Source organism: Variovorax guangxiensis, assembly GCF_003952165.1.
GTDB classification, from domain to species: Bacteria; Pseudomonadota; Gammaproteobacteria; order Burkholderiales; family Burkholderiaceae_C; genus Variovorax; species Variovorax guangxiensis.
Window position 1 is genome coordinate 13560 of sequence record NZ_RXFT01000027.1, and the last position, 18883, is coordinate 32442.

Below are 18883 nucleotides of genomic sequence, written 5' to 3' on the forward strand. Positions count from 1 at the left end.
CGAACTGATGATCGGCTCGCGCCAATGTACCGCCATGCCGTTGCAGCCACATCAAATCTCTCGTGCCATCATCTTCATGAAGGTCTGCGCATTCCGGATGCCCTTGTCCTCGTCGCAATTGTTGAAGATCGCATGCGCGCTCCCGACCTTGAAGGCCAGGCGCACCATTTCTGCAGCGAGGCTGCACAGCTCACCGTCTGAGTACTCGTAGCTGAATCGATCAGCGGCCGTGGGTACCGCGGCGTTGTAGGCCTGCGCATTCCGACCGCTCAGCCGCAGGAGCGCGTACTCGGGGTGCGTGGCTTCCCAGACCGCGGGAACGCTGTTGTCGGCCCCTTGCGGCCCGTCGACGACGGTATGCACCGCCCCGATCTCGGTGAGCGTCCAGTCATCCCATCTTGACCGGCCGCACGCGGGTCACCTGGGCTGCAGCTGTGCTCCGACGTAGGCAACGCACTCCACGAGGGTTGAGGGCGGCCAGCAGCAAGAAGTTCTCGGCGTCAGTTCGTACGCGCAGCAGGTCGTGCTCGCCGAGGTAGCCGTACACGAACGCCAGCAGGTAGCGCTCGGGATGGTTGACGCAAGACTTCGTGATCATCTGCTCGACGAGGTCTGGCGGCACACCCTCGGTGAACCTCATCGTCACCGTCGGCCGCTGCAAGCAGGTTTCCTGGACGTCTTCAGAGATCGTTGGCAAGGCGTGCCCGCAGTGCTTCATGGCCTGGAACGCGACCAGCAGAACGTGGATCGGCACCTCAAGCTCCAGCAGGTCGCCCCCGTAGCGAGGCAACACGAGGATAGAGGCCAGCAGGTTCGGCTGCTGGGCGTAGATTTCATCAGCCAGCTCAACCTTCTGTTGCGCGCTCATGGCGTCGATGCCAATGTTCGCCCGAACCATCACGGCCTGCGTGAGCAAGCGCTGTTCGGGCGTCAACACCGCCAGCTCACGCTCGATGCGGTAGATCGCCGCAATGCGCGCCAGCGCCTCGGTGGCCACCGCGCTCCTGCCCCCGTCGCGCAATAGCTCGTCGTACTTGCGTCGGGCGTGCGCCAGGCACCCCGCGGCGACACGTCCGAGCACGGCCTGTACGACCCGGTCGTAGGCGGCGTACTCGTCCCGGATCAGCGTGCCGGTCCATGGGGGCTGATCCCGGTCGCCACCGAGGAAGGCCAGCGGGTACTGCGACCCTCGCCCCGGGCAGAAGTCGTACACCACGCCCGGCACCGGATCGAACGCGCCGCGCGCGTAGCCCCACACGTAGGCCCGCTTGGTCTTGCCCGCACCAGGATCGAGCATCGCTACCGGTGTCTCGTCCACGTGCAAGTGGCTGGCACTGAGCACGAAGTACCATTGCGCCTCATACAGCGGCACCAGCGCCGCACCGCCGCGACCCGACCACTGTGCCAGCGTCGAGCGCGGCGTGTGCACGCCGCTGCGCGCGTTGATGGATTCCAGACGGTAGTACGGCAGGTGGTCCACGAAGTGGCTGACCATTGCGTGCGCGACCAGTCCGCTGGCAGGAATGCCGCCATCGATGATCGAGGGTTCGGCCGGCTCCTGCACCAGGCACTGGCAGCACCGGCAAGCCCACTTGCCGTAGATGTGGCGATGAACGAAGAACTCCGCGGGGATGACGTCCAGACGCTCGCTGATGTCCTCGCCCACGCGCATCATGGCCTTGCCACAGCCCGTGCTCGGGCAGGTGGTGTCCTCGGGCTCGTGGTGATGCTCCACGCGGCGCAGGTCATCGGGCAACTTCTCACGCCGCGGCTGGCGCTTGCGCTCGGGCGTGTCGGTATCGCCCGCGCCATCCTGGTCAGGCGCCTTCGCCTTGAGCTGCTCAAGCTGCGCCAGCAGGTCGGCCTCGTCCTCGGCGCAGGTCTCCTCGAACAGGCGCCTTTGTTCGGCGCTCATCGCCTCGGCCTTGGCGCCGAACTTCCAGCGCTTCAGCCGCGCCAGCTCGAATGTGATCTTCTCGATCTTGGCGTCCTTGAGCTTGATCTCGCTGTCCTGCTGGCGCAGGCGCTGAAGCATCTGCCGCACGAGTGCGGCGACGGCCTCAGGCGCCAAGCCCTGAAGGTCTTCGTCCTTGAGATCATGCAATTGCTGCATGCGCGAATCATGCGGGCGGCGGCGACTGACTGCCACTGGGAGATGCGACGTCAACGCATCATGTTTGCGAGTTCGGCGTCTGCAGCCGCGTGATCGCGCTCATCTCGAGCAGCCGCTGCCAAGGCAGGCCAATCACCAGTGCGTCGAACCGCGCTTGCGTCAGTGCGATCGGCTTGGCTGTGTCAATCTCGCGCGGCCAGGCGAAGCGCCCGGCGTTCAACCGTCGCGCGGCGCACCACACGCCGAAGCCGTCGTGCACGAGCATCTTGATGCGTGTGGCCCGCGCATTGGCAAACATGTGTGGTGAACGTTCGCGCTTCCCAGCGCGTGCACCACGTGTGCGAGCAGACGCTCGGCTCCACAGCGCATATCCACCGGCTTCGTGCATAGCCACAGCGCGTCGATACGGATCAACGCAGCACCTCGCGAAGCCACGCCGCGCAGTCGGCGGCAGCCGAAATGGGCCACGTCACGCTTACGCCAATAACCCCACGCTTGAATTCGAGACGGATCCCCTCGGGAGTAACCGCCGGTGCTGGGGCGGTTGCGATGAAGGCAGCGATAGCGCAACAAACTCCGGCGATGATTCCTGCAGCGATGTTCCAATGGGCTTGGAAACGCCCGCGCCGCTGCAGCCGCGCCGCCAGTCATGAACCAGGTTGTCGTTCAGGCCGAAGGCTCGCGCCGCTGCTGCCACGGTGACACCAGGCTCCGCGCACGCGGCCACTACTTGTGCCTTGAACTCAGCGCTGTGTCTGCGCCGCGACTTCGGGTTTAGCTACCGGCTCTCCTCAAGGTGGGACGGTCAGCCGCTTACCCGGCAAAGCCCGAAGCGTTACTTCGATTGAGAGGCCCCGTATTCGGCACAGGCCATGGGATCGGCTTAATCACAGCGAAATCAGGTTCGGCCACATGCTGCGCCAGGAGTCGGCGCCCCTCTGCATCCAACAGGCCGCAAACGACACCGCGCATTTGCGCCAGTTGTCGTTCGCGCTCCCGAATGGCCATATCCCTTGCATCGTCGCCATAGCGGCCGACGCTGAACGACTTCTGCAGCCTCTTGCCAGGTCCGCACTGCGTATGCGCGGTCCAGAGCACGGGACAACCGTCAACGTTGCGGCGGCAGAAGATTCCGGGAAGGTCTTCTTTCGTATCCGTGCGTGCACGTTGCGCCTGTTCGCGCCGGACCAAGGCTGGATACATCGCAACGATCTGGTCTCTCCAAGCCTGGGCGGCCGCCAGTCCAGCTTGCTCACCGTACGTACGAAACATGAAGACCTTCCGGTGATGTCGCCCATCGCGCCTGATACACACCCCCCACCGGTCCTTTGCACGCAGGACGCCGTACATGGCAAGGAGATTCGGTACACCGAGGGACATGAAGATCAAGGCCTTGAACTCATTGAATTTCGCTGCATCCCACAGGCTCAATAGTCCATGAGCATGCTCATGGCACGAGTTTTTCCCGCATCGGCAGGACCAACTCGATCGCAGCGTCGGGAGCAGTAAAGCGCCCGATTGCGCTCGGCATCTCGACCTCGTCCAATGCACGGGGAAGAATCAACCAACGCCCACCAGAATGAACTAGGACTTCGGCGCGCAAGAGTGCTCCGCCCTCGGCACATTCGCGGCCGTTCCACTCTTGTTTGTGCTTCTGCGCTACTGTCTTGGCCAGCATTTGAGCGCGGGTACAGGTTTCCTTGGAGACGATCAGTTCCGCAGTTCCGTTAATCCTGATACCTGCTTTGGTCGCCAGCATTTTTGGCAGCTCCGCAGTCCACACTGAACCGGCAAACAGGAGGACGGAAACGGTCGACAACACCACGAAAAATGCTGTGCCCGGTTTGACTTTGGACAAAACCGATATGAGAAGAACCGCAGCATAGAACAAGACCAACAGCACAAGGCCTCGCTGATTAGCCGTGAGAAGCGATGCGCCACCTGTCACTTGGATCAGGAGAATCACGCCCTGAGCCAGTGCCGCTGCGCTCAGAGCACACATGCAAAACACCCATGCATACTTGAAACGGTCACGCAGCGGTGTGGCCTTCATGCGCTCCCACACGTCTAGCCAGAGAAGGAACACCGCCAAGACAAGCAACGTGAAAATCACGACGGCCCAATTCCATGGCGCCCCCAAGTTATTCCAACTAGGCGCGAGGAATGCCCATTCGAGGAAAAGCGTCGCCGGGATGATCTGCGCCCACGCGATATCGATCCAACGAGGGCGAGTTCCATCACCCATCTGGAGTATCAACAACGGTGCCCACAATGAGACTGCAAGGCTCAGGGCCACCACCATTGCACTGGCAGCGACCAAGCCGGCAGTCGCCAGAAGCGAGGCCACGTCCGGAATCGGGTATCCAATCTCGCCAAAGTACCGCAGCGTGGCCAAAAGCCCCATTGATGTCGCAAGCAGTACAAAGGCAGTTAGCGGAAACTCAGAGATAGTGAGCCACAGTCGCCTTAGCGACGGCGGCCACAATGAGATGGGAGTAGCCGCTGCTGTGCTGGAGCCCGTCGGCGCGATATTGGGATCTGCTGTGTCTGTCATCAAAAGCTTGCGTTGAGATTGAACCCCAGCGTGACCTTCGCGGTGCGATAGCCCCCGGGCTTGCCGATCGGCGCGCCGACGAAGAAGTCATAGCTCAGCTTGCTCTACTGGCCGCGCACGCCGATCGCGGCACCGGCAAGACTGCGGCCGAGCCGATCGACATCGAGCGCTCGTCGAAGCGCCCGCGGCCGATATCAGCACAGCCTCTCGTCTCGCATGCCGCCTTCGCCGCTGCTCAGTGCCAGTTGGCGGCAATGACGGTGTTCAAACTGCTCTGATAGTTCGCTGGCAGCGTAGTCTGCCCAGCCGCAGGCGGCGAAAAGCTTGCCATCGCGTCCACTAAGTTCTGAACCTGGCTATCAAGTAGCGTTTTTCCATCACTCGTCTTGAATTGCTCGACATGGCTCCCGTTGCCTGAGAACCAGTTGTATATAGAGAGAACATCCCCGCTCCCGATGATGCTGACCTCCAAACTTCCCTGATTTCTTCGAAACCAAAGCTGATCAGCACTGATGTCGGCTCCAAATTTTGCAACATCGACATTATTCAAGGTTGCATCCTCTTCGATTACGGAGTCTTGCCCCGATCCTCTAGAGAAAATATAGGTGTCGTTGCCAGTACCGCCATATTGATTGTCATTGCCGGCGCCGCCGTCGAAAATATCATCTCCAACACCACCAGAAAGGAAGTCGTTCCCAACTCCGCCGTTCATAGTGTCATTCCCCGCCTCGCCAAAGATGGTGTCGTTACCGGCGCCGCCGTCGAGCAAATCATCGCCATCTCGCCCCGAAAGAGAATCAATACCATTTTGACCATAAATGGCATCAGCGCCATTTGTACCGGAAATAGTATCGTCACCCGCAGTACCTGCGAACAGCCTGCTTTTAATCGCGTCCAAATTCCAAATCGTGCCGTCAAAAAACTGCACCTGCTGGATGGGGTTATAGGAATTAGTGACGCTACCTCCCGCCATGAAATCCTGCACAGTAATTTTATCGGCTGTCCCTGCAATCGAAAAAATCAACGCGGAGCCAAATTGCTTTAGCACTATTTCTGACGGGGCGACGCCCTCCTTGAATTTCAGCGTGTTGAGCATTCCAGTCGTATTGACCAAGAAAGAACTCAAGGAATCCTCACCATCTCCCTTGCCGAATAGGTAGGTATTATTTCCGGCACCTCCGGCCAGCGTATCTTTGCCAGCACCGCCATCAAGTAAATCGTCTCCATCCCCGCCTGACAAAGAGTCGTCGCCTGCTTGTCCGCTGATGACATCTGCCCCTGTCGAGCCCGTGATCTTGTCCGCATTCGCAGTCCCTGCAAAAACCTTATTTCTTATTGCATCAAGGTCCCATGCCGTCCCGTCGGCGAACACAACCATTTGAAGTGGATTGTAGGCATTGGCCGTACTCCCTTGATAAAGAAAATCTCTAACGGTAACCTTGTCTTGCGTACCAGCTATCGAGAGGATGATGTGGTTATCAGATTGACTTACCACGATCTCTGATGGAGCCACTCCCTGCTTAAATTTCAGCGTATTGAGCTTTCCAACAGCTGAATCAGAATAGGAATTCAATGTATCTTGACCATCACCTTTCCCGAACAGGTACACATTTTTTCCAACGCCTCCATTGAGATCATCATTACCGAGGCCTCCATCCAATGTATCGTCACCCGCAAGGCCATTCAGTGAGTCATTCCCGGCTTGACCAAAAATCGTATCAGCCAGAATGGTGCCTGTGATGAAGTCTACCCCGGAAGTTCCTGCAAACATTTTTTCCTTGATAGTCTGCAAATCCCACACAACCCCATCAGCGAATTTTATTTGCTGTAGAGGATTTTGAGTGCTGGGAATTTCATTTTGATAGAGGAAATTCTCGACAGTGATCTTGTCGGCAGTTCCTGCAATCGATAACACCAATGACCAGCCTGATTGGGTTACCTCGATATCTGAAGGTGTGACCCCCGCCTTGAATTGCAGCGTATTCGTTCCACTGGACCAGGCAAGAGCTTTTCGGATGATGTCCTGCCCGTCACCTTTGCCGAAGAGATAGGTATTGCTACCCTCTCCTCCGTCAAGCAAATCATTGCCAGCACCTCCGTCAAGGACGTCGTCACCGCTCATGCCGTACACGAACCGGCTGCTTTCTCCATACAGGCTGTCAGCTCCCGCGCCGCCCTTGAGATAGTCCGCACCGCTTCCGCCGTTGAGAACATCATTGCCATCGCCGCCATCAAGAACGTTGGCACCGTCATTGCCGACAAGTGTGTTGTTCAGGGAGTTGCCAACACCCTCAAGAGCCCCCACACCCGTGAGGGTCAGGTTTTCTACGTTGGCCCCCAGGGAATAGCTCAGCGACGCTTGAACCGTATCGATGCCCTCCCCGACGTTTTCCACGACGGAATCCGAACTGCTGTCGACGATGTAGGTATCTCCACCTGCGCCACCTCGCAACACGTCAGCACCCGCGCCACCGTCGAGGACGTCGTTGCCGTCGCCTCCCACAAGAGTGTCATTCCCTCCTTGGCCGTAGATCTGGTCGTCGCCAGCCAGGCCGTTGATCGTTTCGTCCTGTCGATCGTCGCCGTAAATGACGTCGGAGCCCTCCGACGCCGTGGCAGCGGTCACTGTGCGCCAATTGCCTGCATCCCAGCGCACTCCATTGGCGACGTCGATGCCGTTGGGGACAAAGCTTGGGGGGGTTGCATTCGCCGCCCCTTTGAAGATGAAGTTTTCGGCAGTCAGCGACGACGGCATGACCTTGTAAAGGCTAACGACGATCCTCACCCCGTCTAGTTCTGCTTCGATCTGGGTGTAGTCCATATCGGTGTCTGCTGTTGGCGAAGGCCACCCACCACCATCGATGACTGAGAACTTGAGTTGGGAAAAGTCCGAAAGCCAGGAAATCTGACTGAGATCGATCTTGTCTACGGCAACGTCGAAGTCGTAGATCATGTTGGACACAAAGAAATCGGCGTTACCACTGAGCCCAAGTGTCTTACGGCCGCCGCCCGTAGGCGTCATCAGGAACGTGTCTGCACCCGCACCGCCGATCCGCGCTCCGACGCCTGCTGCGCGCGTGCTTCGGTTGACATAGCCATCATCTCCTTCAAGCAGGATGATGTCATTGCCGTATCCGCCGTCGAGCCTGTCGTTGCCTGTCCCGCCGACAAGGACATCATTGGCAACCCCACCGGTCAACGTGTCATCGCCGTCTCCACCATCCAAGAAACCGCTATCACTAGCCAAACGATCATTGCCTACGCCACCGAGGAGGATGTCATTGCCCTCCAGCCCATACGCAATAAGCACGTCATCGCCTGCGCCGCCGTCCAGAAAGTCCTTCCCATTCCCGGCATTCAGTTGGTCAGCCCCGTCTCCTCCGAACAGCCGATCGTCACCAGAGCCACCGTCGATCACATCGTTGCCGATCTGTCCGTAGAGGTTGTCCTGGCCGATTCCGCCGTAGAGTTTGTCGTTGCCGGCATCGCCGTTGAGCGTGTCGCCATCATTGCCCGCATACAAATAGTCGTTGCCATCGCCCCCATAGAGGGTGTTCTTTCCAGGGCCACCCGTCGCATTGACCGCGAAACCATAGGTCCCGTCGGACAATAATCCCGGGTAGCCGCCGGTGAGCACCAGCCACATCCGATCCATGAATGATTTGCTGATGCTCTCGTAGTTGGTCCCGGTTCCGGCACCCACCAGGATGTCATCACCCGCGCCACCAGCAATGATGTCCGCCCCACCGTCGCCAATCAGAAGATTGCGCCCGCTATTGCCCGTGATGACGTTGTCGGCATTGTTGCCAAGGCCCCAGACATCGCCGCTCCCCGTCAGGTTGAGATTTTCGACATCGCCCTTGTCAGCCAGCGTGTATTTCACGCTTGAGTTCACAGTGTCCGTGCCACCATTCGCCAGCTCGGTGACCGCATCATTCACGTTGTCTACGATGTAGCTGTCATTGCCCGAGCCACCGATCATGGTGTCGGCGCCGCTGCCTCCGTCGAGATAGTCATCTCCAGCGCCTGCATCGATCAGATTGTCAGCACCGTTGCCAAGCAGCCGGTTGTTGCCGGCATTCCCCGTGGCGACGATGGCCCGCTCTCCGGTCAAGGCGACGTTTTCAATGTCCGGCTTGTCCGCGATGCTGTAGTCCACGCTCGAGACCACCGTGTCGCTTCCTTCATTGGCACGCTCAATCACTGAGTCATAGCGGCTGTCGACGACATAGGTGTCGTCTCCAATGCCGCCGACCATCACGTCGCTGCCCAGTTGGCCGTCGAGAGTGTCGTTGCCCGCCCACCCGAACAGGTGATTGTTGCCAGCGTTGCCGATCAGCTGATTGTTCAGATCGTTGCCTGTGCCGCCAGCATCCAGCGTGCCCGTCAGTGTCAAGTTCTCCAGCCCAGCGGCAAGCGTGTAGGAAACCGAGGATTTGACGCTGTCCATGCCCTCGTTTTCCAGTTCCATGATGGTGTCGGACGCGTCATCCACGATATAGGTATCGTTCCCCGCTCCACCGCGCATCACGTCAGTACCGGCGCCGCCATCCAGTACGTTGTTGCCTGCATTCCCGATCAAGCGGTTGGCGTTGGCATTACCAGTCCCATCGATAGAGGCCGTGCCGGTGAGTGTCAGATCCTCGACCTCGTCGCCCAGCACGTGGCTGACGCTCGACTTGACGACGTCATAGCCACCGCCGGCAACCTCCTTGACCACGTCACCCACGTTATCTACGACATAGGTATCGTCGCCCGTGCGACCTTCCATGGTGTCCGCACCTACTCCTCCGTCGAGCGTATTGCCGCCCGCGTCACCCACAAGTGAATCGTCTGCGCCAGTCCCGGTAACGAGTACCTTGGACATCGCGGGCAATGCATCAGCGTCCGAGAAAATGAAGTTCGCAGCCGACAACTGCGTGGCCGTGACGCCTTTGAGAGTCAGATACTGCGTTCCAACCGCGGGCCGCCCCAACCAGACACGCAAATACTGCTCGCCGTTGTAGGTCACGGTGCTGAAGTTCAGCTCCCCGAAGGTCCGGACCGCGCGGATCAACGTCAGATCAATCCGCTCTGCGGTGTCGGCCACATTGAAGTCTGCGATCAAGTTCTTCAGCAGGCCCAGCGACGCATTGGCCGACAGATCCTCCTTGAGGACAAAGCGGTCGCTGCCGCCAGAACCAATCACCTGCGCGAAGACCAAGGCGCTGCCGGTCAACGTCGCATCACCAAGCAACTGAGCCCCCGCCTGGGCATGCTTGTCCAGCGCTTCATCCCCCTCCAGCTGAATCAGATCGTTGCCAGCGTCGCCATTGATCAGATCAAAACCCGAGCCGCCGATCAGTTGATCATCACCCGCGCCACCACGCAGTATGTCGTCACCGGCATCGCCGAAGATTACGTCATTGCCGCCTACGGGGGCATCGGTCGTGGTGTCACCCACCAAAGTGTCGCTTCCGGCACTTCCATGAAGAACGTCGTTCCGCGCGCCGCCATAGATCGAATCATCGCCTGCACCTCCCCAGACAGTGATGTCGTCATCAGGCAGCGTGCCACTGGTTGGCCCGTCCGCGCCGAAGGCGGGTCGATTTGCCGCCAGGTATTCCCTCGCCGTGAAGCCCTCAGGAACCGTCAGAAAGCTGCCGGGGCCAAGGCTCGAAGGCTGTACGCCCTTGAGCAGCACAGTTTGGCCATTGCCAAAATCGATCTTCGTATCGGCACCCTGTGCAGTCAGTTGCAACGAGGACCATGTGTCCACTGCGAAGCCGGACACCACAAGCTTGTCCACTTCGACTGCAAAATCGGTAATGACGTCTGTAGCGCCCGGATCCTTCTCAATGACAAACAAGTCGCCACCATTGCCACCCGTCATGGTGTCGCCGCCCAAGCCACCGAAGAAGGCATCCGTGCCGTCCCCGCCAGACAGCGAGTCGTTGCCGCGCCCACCGATCAACGTGTTGTTTGCAGCGTTGCCGATCAATGTGTCGTTGAACTCGCCGCCGATCAGGTTCTCGATGACACCTGGGTTCTGAATGGTTAGGTTGGCACCAGCCAGTGTCGCGGTTCCCGCACTCAAGTCAATGCGACTTGCACTGCTGATCGCAGCCGCATTGATCGTGTCCTGCCCACCATTCGTATCGTTGAGTACATTGCGCCCGGCAGCCCCTGCCAGTTGCGCAAACTCATTCGTGTACACGTACTGATCATCTCCAGCCGGGAAGGCGGCCCCGTAGACATCCATGCTCCAGCTGTTGAGCGTGCCTACATCGCCGGTTGCAGTGTCGATGACCTGGAGAGTCCAATTTCCGTTCGCCGACTCACCTCGCAGCAGTGCCGTGTCGAACACATAGTCGAGCGTGCTTGACCCATTGAAGCTGGCATCGCCCCGGTCCGAGGCATCGCTTCCTGGCGCTTTTCCAGGCCGATTCATCAAGATCGACTCCGTCCCTGAAGGCGAGATCAACTTGACGATCAGGTCCCCCGGTCGGGCATGAGTGATATTGAGCCGGACCTCCACGTGTTCCACGCGGATCGATGTGTTGTTAACCGCCAATGTATGGCGAATGCCATTGGGGGCCCCGTCGGCAATAGCCATATTCAGGACACCGGACGCGGAAGGCTGGAGCAAGTAGAACTCGTTGCCCCAGGTTTGCTGAGTCGTCCAGGTCTCGGCCAGACGAACTGCGGCCCTGGCGTCGACTTCACCATAGCCGTAGTCATGGCTCGCGTGCATGCCACCGCCATTCCATGTCTTGCTGCCGTTGGTTTGCCAAGTGGTGCTGGCGTCATCCACCTTGCGCGCGGAAATGGCCAGGATTTGCTGGACGTCGCGATACCCCAACGCCGGATTCGCTTCAAGCATCAATGCAACGATGCCGCTCACGATAGGTGTAGCGAAGCTGGTCCCCTGGGCAACGGTTTCGTTGGCGCCGAAGGTCGAGCCATTGCTGTTTTGTACCAAGCGGGACGTCGAACTCACATTGGAGCCAGGCGCACTCACAAGGATGCTTGCGCCGGGGCTGGAGAAGGGTTTGCCACCGACCTGCAGCAGGCCTAGATCCGTCTTTGCGTTGATAGCGCCAACGATGATGCTGGTGCGGGTGTTGGAAACATTGGAATAGTTCGTGTCGCCCCCCTTTGCTCGGTCATTACCGCCTGCAGTGACGATGACTGTCCCCAATGCCTCACGACCGAACGAGACAGCGTTTTCATAGGCCGCTGGCAAGGCACCGAGCCTTGGTGGAGTGAACTTCACATCGAAATTAGTGCCTGCCCCCCAACTGTGATTGACCACGTCGTACTGCTGCATCTTCGCAAGCGTGCCGAAATCTTGGGCGCTCAGCCAATGGCCTGCCACGGTCGCGCCATAGGCGACTCCAACGCCACCGATGCCGTTCTTGCTGCCTACTATGACGCCCGCAACCAGCGTGGCGTGATCGCTGAGTTTTCCCTCGCTGCCCTCGCCGGCCAGCTGGCCAGGCTGAGCGTTGGCGAGCCACTGCGCATCGATGTTGTCTTTGAGGTCACCATGCCTGTAGTCGAGCACCTCTTTGGTCGTACTAAACGGCCCGCTCGGCTCGAACTGGCCGATGTTCACCCCCTTGCCGGTGTAGTCCTTCCAGACAGGCAGGATGTTGGCGTCGGCCAGATACCACTGGTCCGTCAACAGCGGGTCACTGGGCATGTCCGGGGTCTTGAGGTAGACAGCCGCACGCATACCCGCGGATTGGCCGGTGCTGGGATCGATGACCGTCGCGGCTACATTGCCTTTGCTGTCCGTGACTGTGTACTTGAACCCCATGAAACCCGTGAAGCTGGCATCGGGGGTGAAAAGCACGTCACCCGCGGCGGTGATGCTGGCCGTACCGCCCGTCACGTCGAATAGCTGGGAGATCTGCAGCGCGTCACCTTGCCAGTCGATATCGTTGGCCAGCAACTGAGCCTTGCCGATCAGGTGCGGGTTGGCGCGATCGAAGTTGACGCCGTTCTTGTCTTTGCTGAGCACATCCTTGACCGGCAGCGGGTTCTCCAGACCGGCGCTGCTGCTGCTGGGAATTTCGACTCGATTCACATCGGCGAAGTTCGCTCGCTCGACGTTCTTCACAAAGTCGGTGCCGTCGCGGCCAGCAACGGTATCGCTGATCCAGACGCCATCCTCGGTCTTCAGGATGCGGTACTCCGAGTAGTTGCCTCGGAGTTCGATGGCATCAACACCTTCGCCACCGTCTATGGTGTCGTCCCCGGATCCGCCCTTGAGCACGTCGTTGCCAAGGCCACCAAACAATCCGTCGTCGCCCAAGCCCCCGTCCAGCAGGTCATCCCCGGCACCTCCAGAGAGGTTGTCTTCCCCACGATGCCCGCGCAGCACATCGTTGCCCGCGCCACCATCGATCAAGTCATCGCCGTCTTCACCGGACAACGCATCCGCTGCGGAGCCGCCGATCAGCACATCGTTGCCGTCGCCGCCACGCATGAAAACACTGCTGCGGCCGCCCGCCACAAAGATGTCGTTGCCACGACCGCCCTGTGCGACTTCCACTTCCGCTTGGGACATGTTGAGCGTGACGCCACGGTCGCCCACAACCTGAGCGATGTCCGTGCCAGCGCCGCCGTGAATGTTTTGCTGCAGGTCGTTCGCGTCGATGAGCAGAATGTCGTCGCCAGCGCCCCCATTGAAGGTGTCGCTTCCCAAGCCGCCGGCCAGCCAGTTGTTGTTGGCGTCGCCAGTGAGCACATCGTTGCCATCGGCCCCGGCGGCATTGCGCACGCCCTTGCTGGCGACATCGATGATTTCGCCAGCGTCGTTGCCCGCCACGTAGGAACTGGTCGCGGATGCGTTAGAACCTGCTTGCGAACTGACGACGGTTCCGGTCCCGGACGTACTGCTGGTACTGCCGTTCGGATTGGCCAGGAAGTTTGCGGCGATGGCCTCCTTGGTTTGCCCGTTCTGTACGAAGGTGCCACGCGCTAGCACTTCGTTTCCGTCGCGCACCTCGCCGCTTTGCGCCGTGTTGGCAAGATTGATCTGAGTGATCCCGAGCTCACCCAAGGTCTTGAGCTCGCTGGTTTCACCACTGTCGACAACACTGTTTCGGTTGGCGTCATCCCAGCTCTTGCCGTCGTGGTTGCCGTCTACCCAGACCCTCACACTGTTCCAGGCGGCATCGGTGCTGTTGAAGACATTGTCGCCATTGCTGTCCAGGCTCTTCAACGCAGCGAAGCCGTCCTTGAAGCGCTTCTCTCCGGCATTGCCGTCGGTTCCTGCTGCACCGCCGAAATACTCGGAAAGAGTCTCGCTGATGTTGTCGATCTTGCCGTTGCCATTCCGGTCGACGGCAACGATGCCGTCGGTGGCGCTGACCCACCCGGTCTGCTCAAGGCTTCCTCCATCGTTGTCGGCATCGAAGAGAACGGGAGCCGTGCTGTACTGCGTCAGCTTGACACCATCACCGTCGAGATCCAGCACCAGCGGGTCAGTCGGCAGCGTGAACTGGGCCAGAGTGTTCGCCGTATTGAGCCAGTTTCCGATCAGCCAGGGATCGGGGTTGAACAGGCCGCTTCCCAGCAGATTGCCTTCCGGGTCAATCACCGGCGCCACCGTGTTGCCGTTCCCCGGACGCCAGCCGTCTGCCAGGATCTGAGTGATTGCTGCGGCGCTGGTGTTGTCTACCGCACCGCCTACGAACTGGTTGTTGTTGAGGTCGTCGGCGTTGTAGCTGAGATTCCAGCTGCCGCCGCTGGCCACCTGGCCTTGGGTGACCTGGTCAGTTTGGGCATTCGGATCATGAGCAGCCTCGTGCACTGCTGCCAACGTATTTGCCGTCGTGAGGGTGAAGGCGTTGGATTCGGTGCCATTTGCCGCTTGGCCAAAGGACGTTGTGACGCTACTCTGCACAGAGCCATCCGTTGCAGTCGTCGTCTCGCTCAGCGAATGGTTGGCGAAATCGACTGTTTGGACAATGCTGCTTCCATCGTCGAAAGTCTGGGTGGTCTGGCTGGATCTAGCTTCTCCAAAGCCATCTTCTGTGACGGCTGTTCGTGTTCCATCGGGATTGGCGGCCACGTCCACACGTTCAATCAGATGATTGCCAGCGTCGAAACGCAGTGTCTGGCCAGACAAATCGAAGTTCTGCGTCTCTTCGATCCGCGCGCCATTTCGGTACAAAACAACCGAAACAAGTGGGCTGCCTGTGCCACCACTCTCGCTCCATTCGATCACGTCATCCGGTTGATCAAGACGCAGCGCTAGTCTCGCACGCACTGCCTTAGTATCAACGCCACTGATGTGGCTCAAGTTGCCTACATACCGCTCCCAGTACTTTGCGTTGATTGAAACGACGGCAGCTCCCTTCTCGATGACGAAGGTGTCCAATGCGGCACCGCTCAGCCCTTGGCGGCGCCCTTGATCTTCGACCTCGAGCAGCCTTTTCTCAACATCCGAAACTCGCATCATGTCCGAGATGCCTAGGGCAGCATATGGGCCACCAGCGACCTCTTTGCGGAAAGCTCTCAAGCCGGCATACCAGCCTTGCACCTCCAATTGCATCTGGTTCTTCATGTACAACTCGAAGCGCTGCTCATTGGTAAGCTCACCGGAGCGATAGCTCAAGTCACGCAACCGCTCGTTTTCTTTCCACGCGTCAGCGCGAAGATAGTGGTCAAATTCATGAGCGAAGACATCGATTAGATTGGCTCTCGTCGTCTTATTTAGAACTCCCAGAGTTGCATTAGCGCCAATGATCCAGTTTGGATCGATGACGATCGCCATCTTTCCATCGTCTTTTGGACGAAGAGACATGAAGTCAAAGAATGCGCCAGCTCCGGAGGCTGCGAGCTCATCCTGTTCCGCCAGCCGAATCACAACATCGTTCAAAGTGACTGCTCGAGTCATCGCGATATTCAGTTCGGAGTTCTGATTTGCTGCGTCGACCAGACGCTGCAAGGCGGCTGTATTGACCCCAACCGCGCTCCTCAGCCCGGCAAAGATCGAATCATTAATTGAGAACGTTGTCATCACTCACCTCCTTGAGTTTGTATCCACTGCTCAGCGTAATTCGAACCGCACACCCCCCCACAAAGCCGAGATCGATGCCGGGGGTGGCGCTAGAAATAGCCCTCGCAAACGGGCTCCCCGCAACACCGTGACGATCCCAGTGCTCTGGGAGAGGTGGATGAGATATGCCATCCAAACCTGTGATCAGATACAGATCGAGATAGCCCTCTACCGAACGACTGTCGATGCAGTCACTTTGAGGAATAGTGATGTCGAGTCTGGCTCGCCATATTTCCCCTCCGTCTTCCCGCCCCCGGTAGGTATAGATGGCCTTCCAGCCCTCACGGGCAAATAGCCCTTTGGGGGCCGCATACTCGCGAAATGGATCTGTAGCTGAAGTCCTTGGTATCGAATGACTCAAGTTCTCTCGGCGCCCTGGTTCAGTCCCCAGCAACGCGAAAACTTCACGTCGGTGCGCAAACAGTCCCGGCTCCTGATAGAGACGCAAGATGGCATCGAGGAATGCCCTTTCTTGAGGGCTCAGTCGGCGTGCACTCTCCTCTTTGGAATATCCCAGCTTGTCGCCGTTTTTGGGGCGATAGGGCAACGAGGGTGATGCCGGCGGGAGATTCGACGTCGCCTCGCCGCCAGTCTTCTCTCCAACTGCTTCAGCCTTTTCGGATTTCGCAACAGATGCGACTACGGAAGGCTGCGCTGCGTCAGCCTGAGGTCGCTCCGCAACGGTGCAGCTCGCAAGTAGGCCGAGAACGGCAATTTTTAGTACTGCACTGATCACTGTGGCGCACTTCATCTTCTGACCCATGACTTTCAATGCTTGGAAACACCGCACGTGCTACGAAAGCCCGCACCGGCAATGTGCTTGCACACCAGCTATGCCCCGTCAATCGACAATCGAGCATATTTACCGTTCTCTTAAGCTCTCGCTGGTCGCCCGCTGAACCGGGCTGAGCAGGAACTCGATGATTCGCCGCTTGCCCGTCTTGATCTCCGCCGTGAGATTCATCCCCGGACTGAGCTTGATCGGCTTGCCATCCACATCGATGGTTGTTGAGTTCAGGTTGAGCGTGACCGGGAAGATCGCCCCACGCTTCTCGTCATTGACCGCATCCGCCGTCACCGTCTTCACGGTCGCGTTCACCGTGCCGTAGCGCGTGTACGGGAACGTCTCCAGCTTGATCGCCGCTTCCTGCGTCGGACTCACGAAGCCGATGTCCTTGTTCTCCAGCGTCACCTCGGCCGTCACCTGTGCCCCATCGGGCACGATCACCATCAGGGGCTGCGCCTCCGTGACCACCCCGCCTTCGGTGTGCGCCGCAAGCTGCTGCACCGTGCCCGCCACCGGCGCCTTGAGCGTGGTCAGGCGCTCGCGCTGACCGGCCTTGGCCAGGTCCTGAGTTCCCTGCTGTCGCTTGAGCTCGGCTGCGGCTTCGCGTGTTCTCAGGCTATGCTTGGTCTCGGCGATGTAGGCCGCTCTCGTGTTCTCGCTTTCACGCAGCGTGGCGTTGGCTTCCGCCAATCTCGCCCGCTGCGTCGCCAGATCCCGCTCCATCTCGATGCGCTCCCGTGTGCGGTCCTGGTTCGCGTGGCTGGACATGAAGCCCTGGTCGGCAAGCTGTCGGAAGTCGGCTTCTCTTTGTCTTGCGATCGGGAGCGTCGTCTCCAGCTTGGTGACCACTTCGCGCGCGGTCGCGATCTCGGCCTGTCGACGGTTGATCTCCGCCGCAGCCTTGGCCAGCTTGGCCGTGATGTCGCTCCATTCGTCGTCCAACTCTGCACGGGCCGAACTCACGTCTTCATCGGCCCAGCCTTGGGGAATCGTCTTGCCCAGATCCGGAGCACGTGGCTCCGATGAGTTCAGGGCCTGCAGAAGCGCTCTGGTGCGCAGCACCTCAGACTGTGCCGCCTTCAGCTGCTCATGGACGTTCGTCCTGTCGGCCGTGGCCATCGTGGGATCAAGCTCGACCAGCGACTGGCCTGCTTCCACATGGTCCCCATCCCTGACAAGCACCCGCTTGACCACGCTCACCTCCAGCGGCTGGATGATCTTGGTGCGCTCGCTCACGATGATCTTGCCCGGCGCCACCGCCACGATGTCGACCTGTCCGAAGATGGACCAGGCCAGCGCAATGAGGAACAACGCGATCAGCGCATAGGCCAGCCGCCTGGGGGCCGGGTGCACGGGGGTGTCCTGCAGGCTCAGTGCTGCGGGCAGGAACGCCGCTTCATCGGCCAGGCGCTTCGGACCGGCCAGTTCGTTGCGGTGCTTCCAGGCGGCCTTGAAGATCGCGCCATAGCGGCCCAGCAACTCGAAGACCGGGTGACGAACGCTGGGCGCATTGGCCGCAGGCGCGGTGGTGGAGACGTCCGGTGTCATACCACCGCCCCCGATCCAGCCCTGTCATTCGTCTCCGTCGGATGCCCGCCACCCTGCATGTTCCACAGGTGCGCATAGATGCCCTTGGGCCTGCTCAGCAGGCTCTCGTGCGTGCCGCCTTCGACGATCTTGCCCTTGTCCATCACGATGATCCGGTTGGCATGGCGTACCGCGCTCAGGCGGTGGGCGATGATGAAGACCGTGCGCCCCCTGCAGATGTGCGCCATGTTGCGCTGCACGATGGCCTCGCTCTCGTAGTCCAGCGCGCTGGTGGCCTCGTCGAAGATCAGGATGCGCGGGTGGGTGAAGAGCGCCCGGGCAATGGCAATGCGCTGGCGCTGCCCGCCCGACAGGCTTGCCCCCTGTTCACCCACCACGGTGTCGTAGCCCTCGGGCAGCTCGCTGATGAACTCGTGAGCGCCTGCCAACTGGGCGGCCTGGATGACGGCATCGAGCGGCGCCGCCGGGTCGACGATGGCGATGTTCTCGCGCACGCTGCGGTTGAAGAGGGTGTTCTCCTGCAGCACCACGCCCACCTGCCTTCTGAGTTGGGCCGCATCGATAAGGCTGATGTCGATACCGTCGACGAGCAGGCGCCCTTGCTCGGGCGAGTACAGCCGCTGGATGAGCTTGGTCAGCGTGCTCTTGCCCGAGCCCGAGCGCCCGACGATGCCGATGACTTCGCCGGGGCGCACGTCGAGGCTGACGCCGTTGAGCACAGGCGCCGCCTCGGGGCGGTAGCGGAAGCTGAGGTTGTCCAGGGTCACGCGGCCCTTGAGTGCTGGGAGCTGGGCTGCGGTGCTCGGCGGCACTTCGGTGCGGGTGTTG

General features: G+C 59.8%; 9 protein-coding genes and 2 pseudogenes. All 11 read right to left on the reverse strand.

Annotated elements, in window-relative coordinates; translation table 11 throughout:
• Window positions 1-51 precede the first annotated feature (51 nt).
• Window positions 52-372, reverse strand: coding sequence for a DUF72 domain-containing protein (locus EJP67_RS33220; RefSeq protein ID WP_126025974.1), 321 nt, complete (start codon window positions 370-372; stop codon window positions 52-54).
• A gap of 16 nt (window positions 373-388) precedes the next feature.
• Window positions 389-2113: an IS66 family transposase gene (gene tnpC / locus EJP67_RS33225; RefSeq protein ID WP_126025975.1), complete on the reverse strand. Its 1725-nt coding sequence runs from the start codon at window positions 2111-2113 to the stop codon at window positions 389-391.
• A gap of 58 nt (window positions 2114-2171) precedes the next feature.
• Window positions 2172-2411 (reverse strand): IS66 family insertion sequence element accessory protein TnpB, encoded by a 240-nt coding sequence (gene tnpB, locus EJP67_RS33230; protein WP_165909777.1) that lies wholly within the window; start codon window positions 2409-2411, stop codon window positions 2172-2174.
• 177 nt (window positions 2412-2588) lie between these two features.
• Window positions 2589-2867: pseudogene (locus EJP67_RS34255) on the reverse strand (transposase); the annotation flags it as partial.
• Between the two features lie 59 nt (window positions 2868-2926).
• A complete protein-coding gene (locus EJP67_RS33240; protein ID WP_126025978.1) occupies window positions 2927-3544 on the reverse strand; it encodes a hypothetical protein in 618 nt (205 codons plus the stop codon).
• A gap of 16 nt (window positions 3545-3560) precedes the next feature.
• Entirely contained in the window at window positions 3561-4667 is a 1107-nt protein-coding gene (locus EJP67_RS33245) for a hypothetical protein (protein ID WP_126025979.1), read from the reverse strand.
• Window positions 4667-4828 (reverse strand): annotated as a pseudogene (locus EJP67_RS34085) (peptide transporter); the annotation flags it as partial. The pseudogene EJP67_RS34085 and the gene EJP67_RS33245, both read right to left, overlap by 1 nt.
• 74 nt (window positions 4829-4902) lie before the next feature.
• Entirely contained in the window at window positions 4903-15681 is a 10779-nt protein-coding gene (locus EJP67_RS33250; RefSeq protein WP_126025980.1) for a calcium-binding protein, read from the reverse strand.
• Window positions 15662-16483, reverse strand: a complete 822-nt coding sequence (locus EJP67_RS33255) for a hypothetical protein (protein WP_126025981.1) — start codon at window positions 16481-16483, stop codon at window positions 15662-15664. The genes EJP67_RS33250 and EJP67_RS33255 overlap by 20 nt, the downstream gene beginning before the upstream one ends.
• A 99-nt stretch (window positions 16484-16582) precedes the next feature.
• On the reverse strand, window positions 16583-18055 hold the full coding sequence (locus tag EJP67_RS33260) for an HlyD family type I secretion periplasmic adaptor subunit (RefSeq protein WP_126025982.1): 1473 nt from the start codon (window positions 18053-18055) through the stop codon (window positions 16583-16585).
• Window positions 18052-18883 (reverse strand): peptidase domain-containing ABC transporter (locus EJP67_RS33265; RefSeq protein ID WP_126025983.1); only part of this gene is annotated, 832 nt, incomplete at its 5' end. The genes EJP67_RS33265 and EJP67_RS33260, both read right to left, overlap by 4 nt.

Bases quoted from the DNA above. Each gene is read 5' to 3' on its own strand.
- EJP67_RS33245 (WP_126025979.1), bottom strand. From the start codon at position 4,667: ATGACAGACACAGCAGATCCCAATATCGCGCCGACGGGCTCCAGCACA.
- tnpC (WP_126025975.1), bottom strand. From the start codon at position 2,113: ATGCAGCAATTGCATGATCTCAAGGACGAAGACCTTCAGGGCTTGGCG.
- EJP67_RS33250 (WP_126025980.1), bottom strand. From the start codon at position 15,681: ATGACAACGTTCTCAATTAATGATTCGATCTTTGCCGGGCTGAGGAGC.
- tnpB (WP_165909777.1), bottom strand. From the start codon at position 2,411: ATGTTTGCCAATGCGCGGGCCACACGCATCAAGATGCTCGTGCACGAC.
- EJP67_RS33260 (WP_126025982.1), bottom strand. From the start codon at position 18,055: ATGACACCGGACGTCTCCACCACCGCGCCTGCGGCCAATGCGCCCAGC.
- EJP67_RS33255 (WP_126025981.1), bottom strand. From the start codon at position 16,483: ATGGGTCAGAAGATGAAGTGCGCCACAGTGATCAGTGCAGTACTAAAA.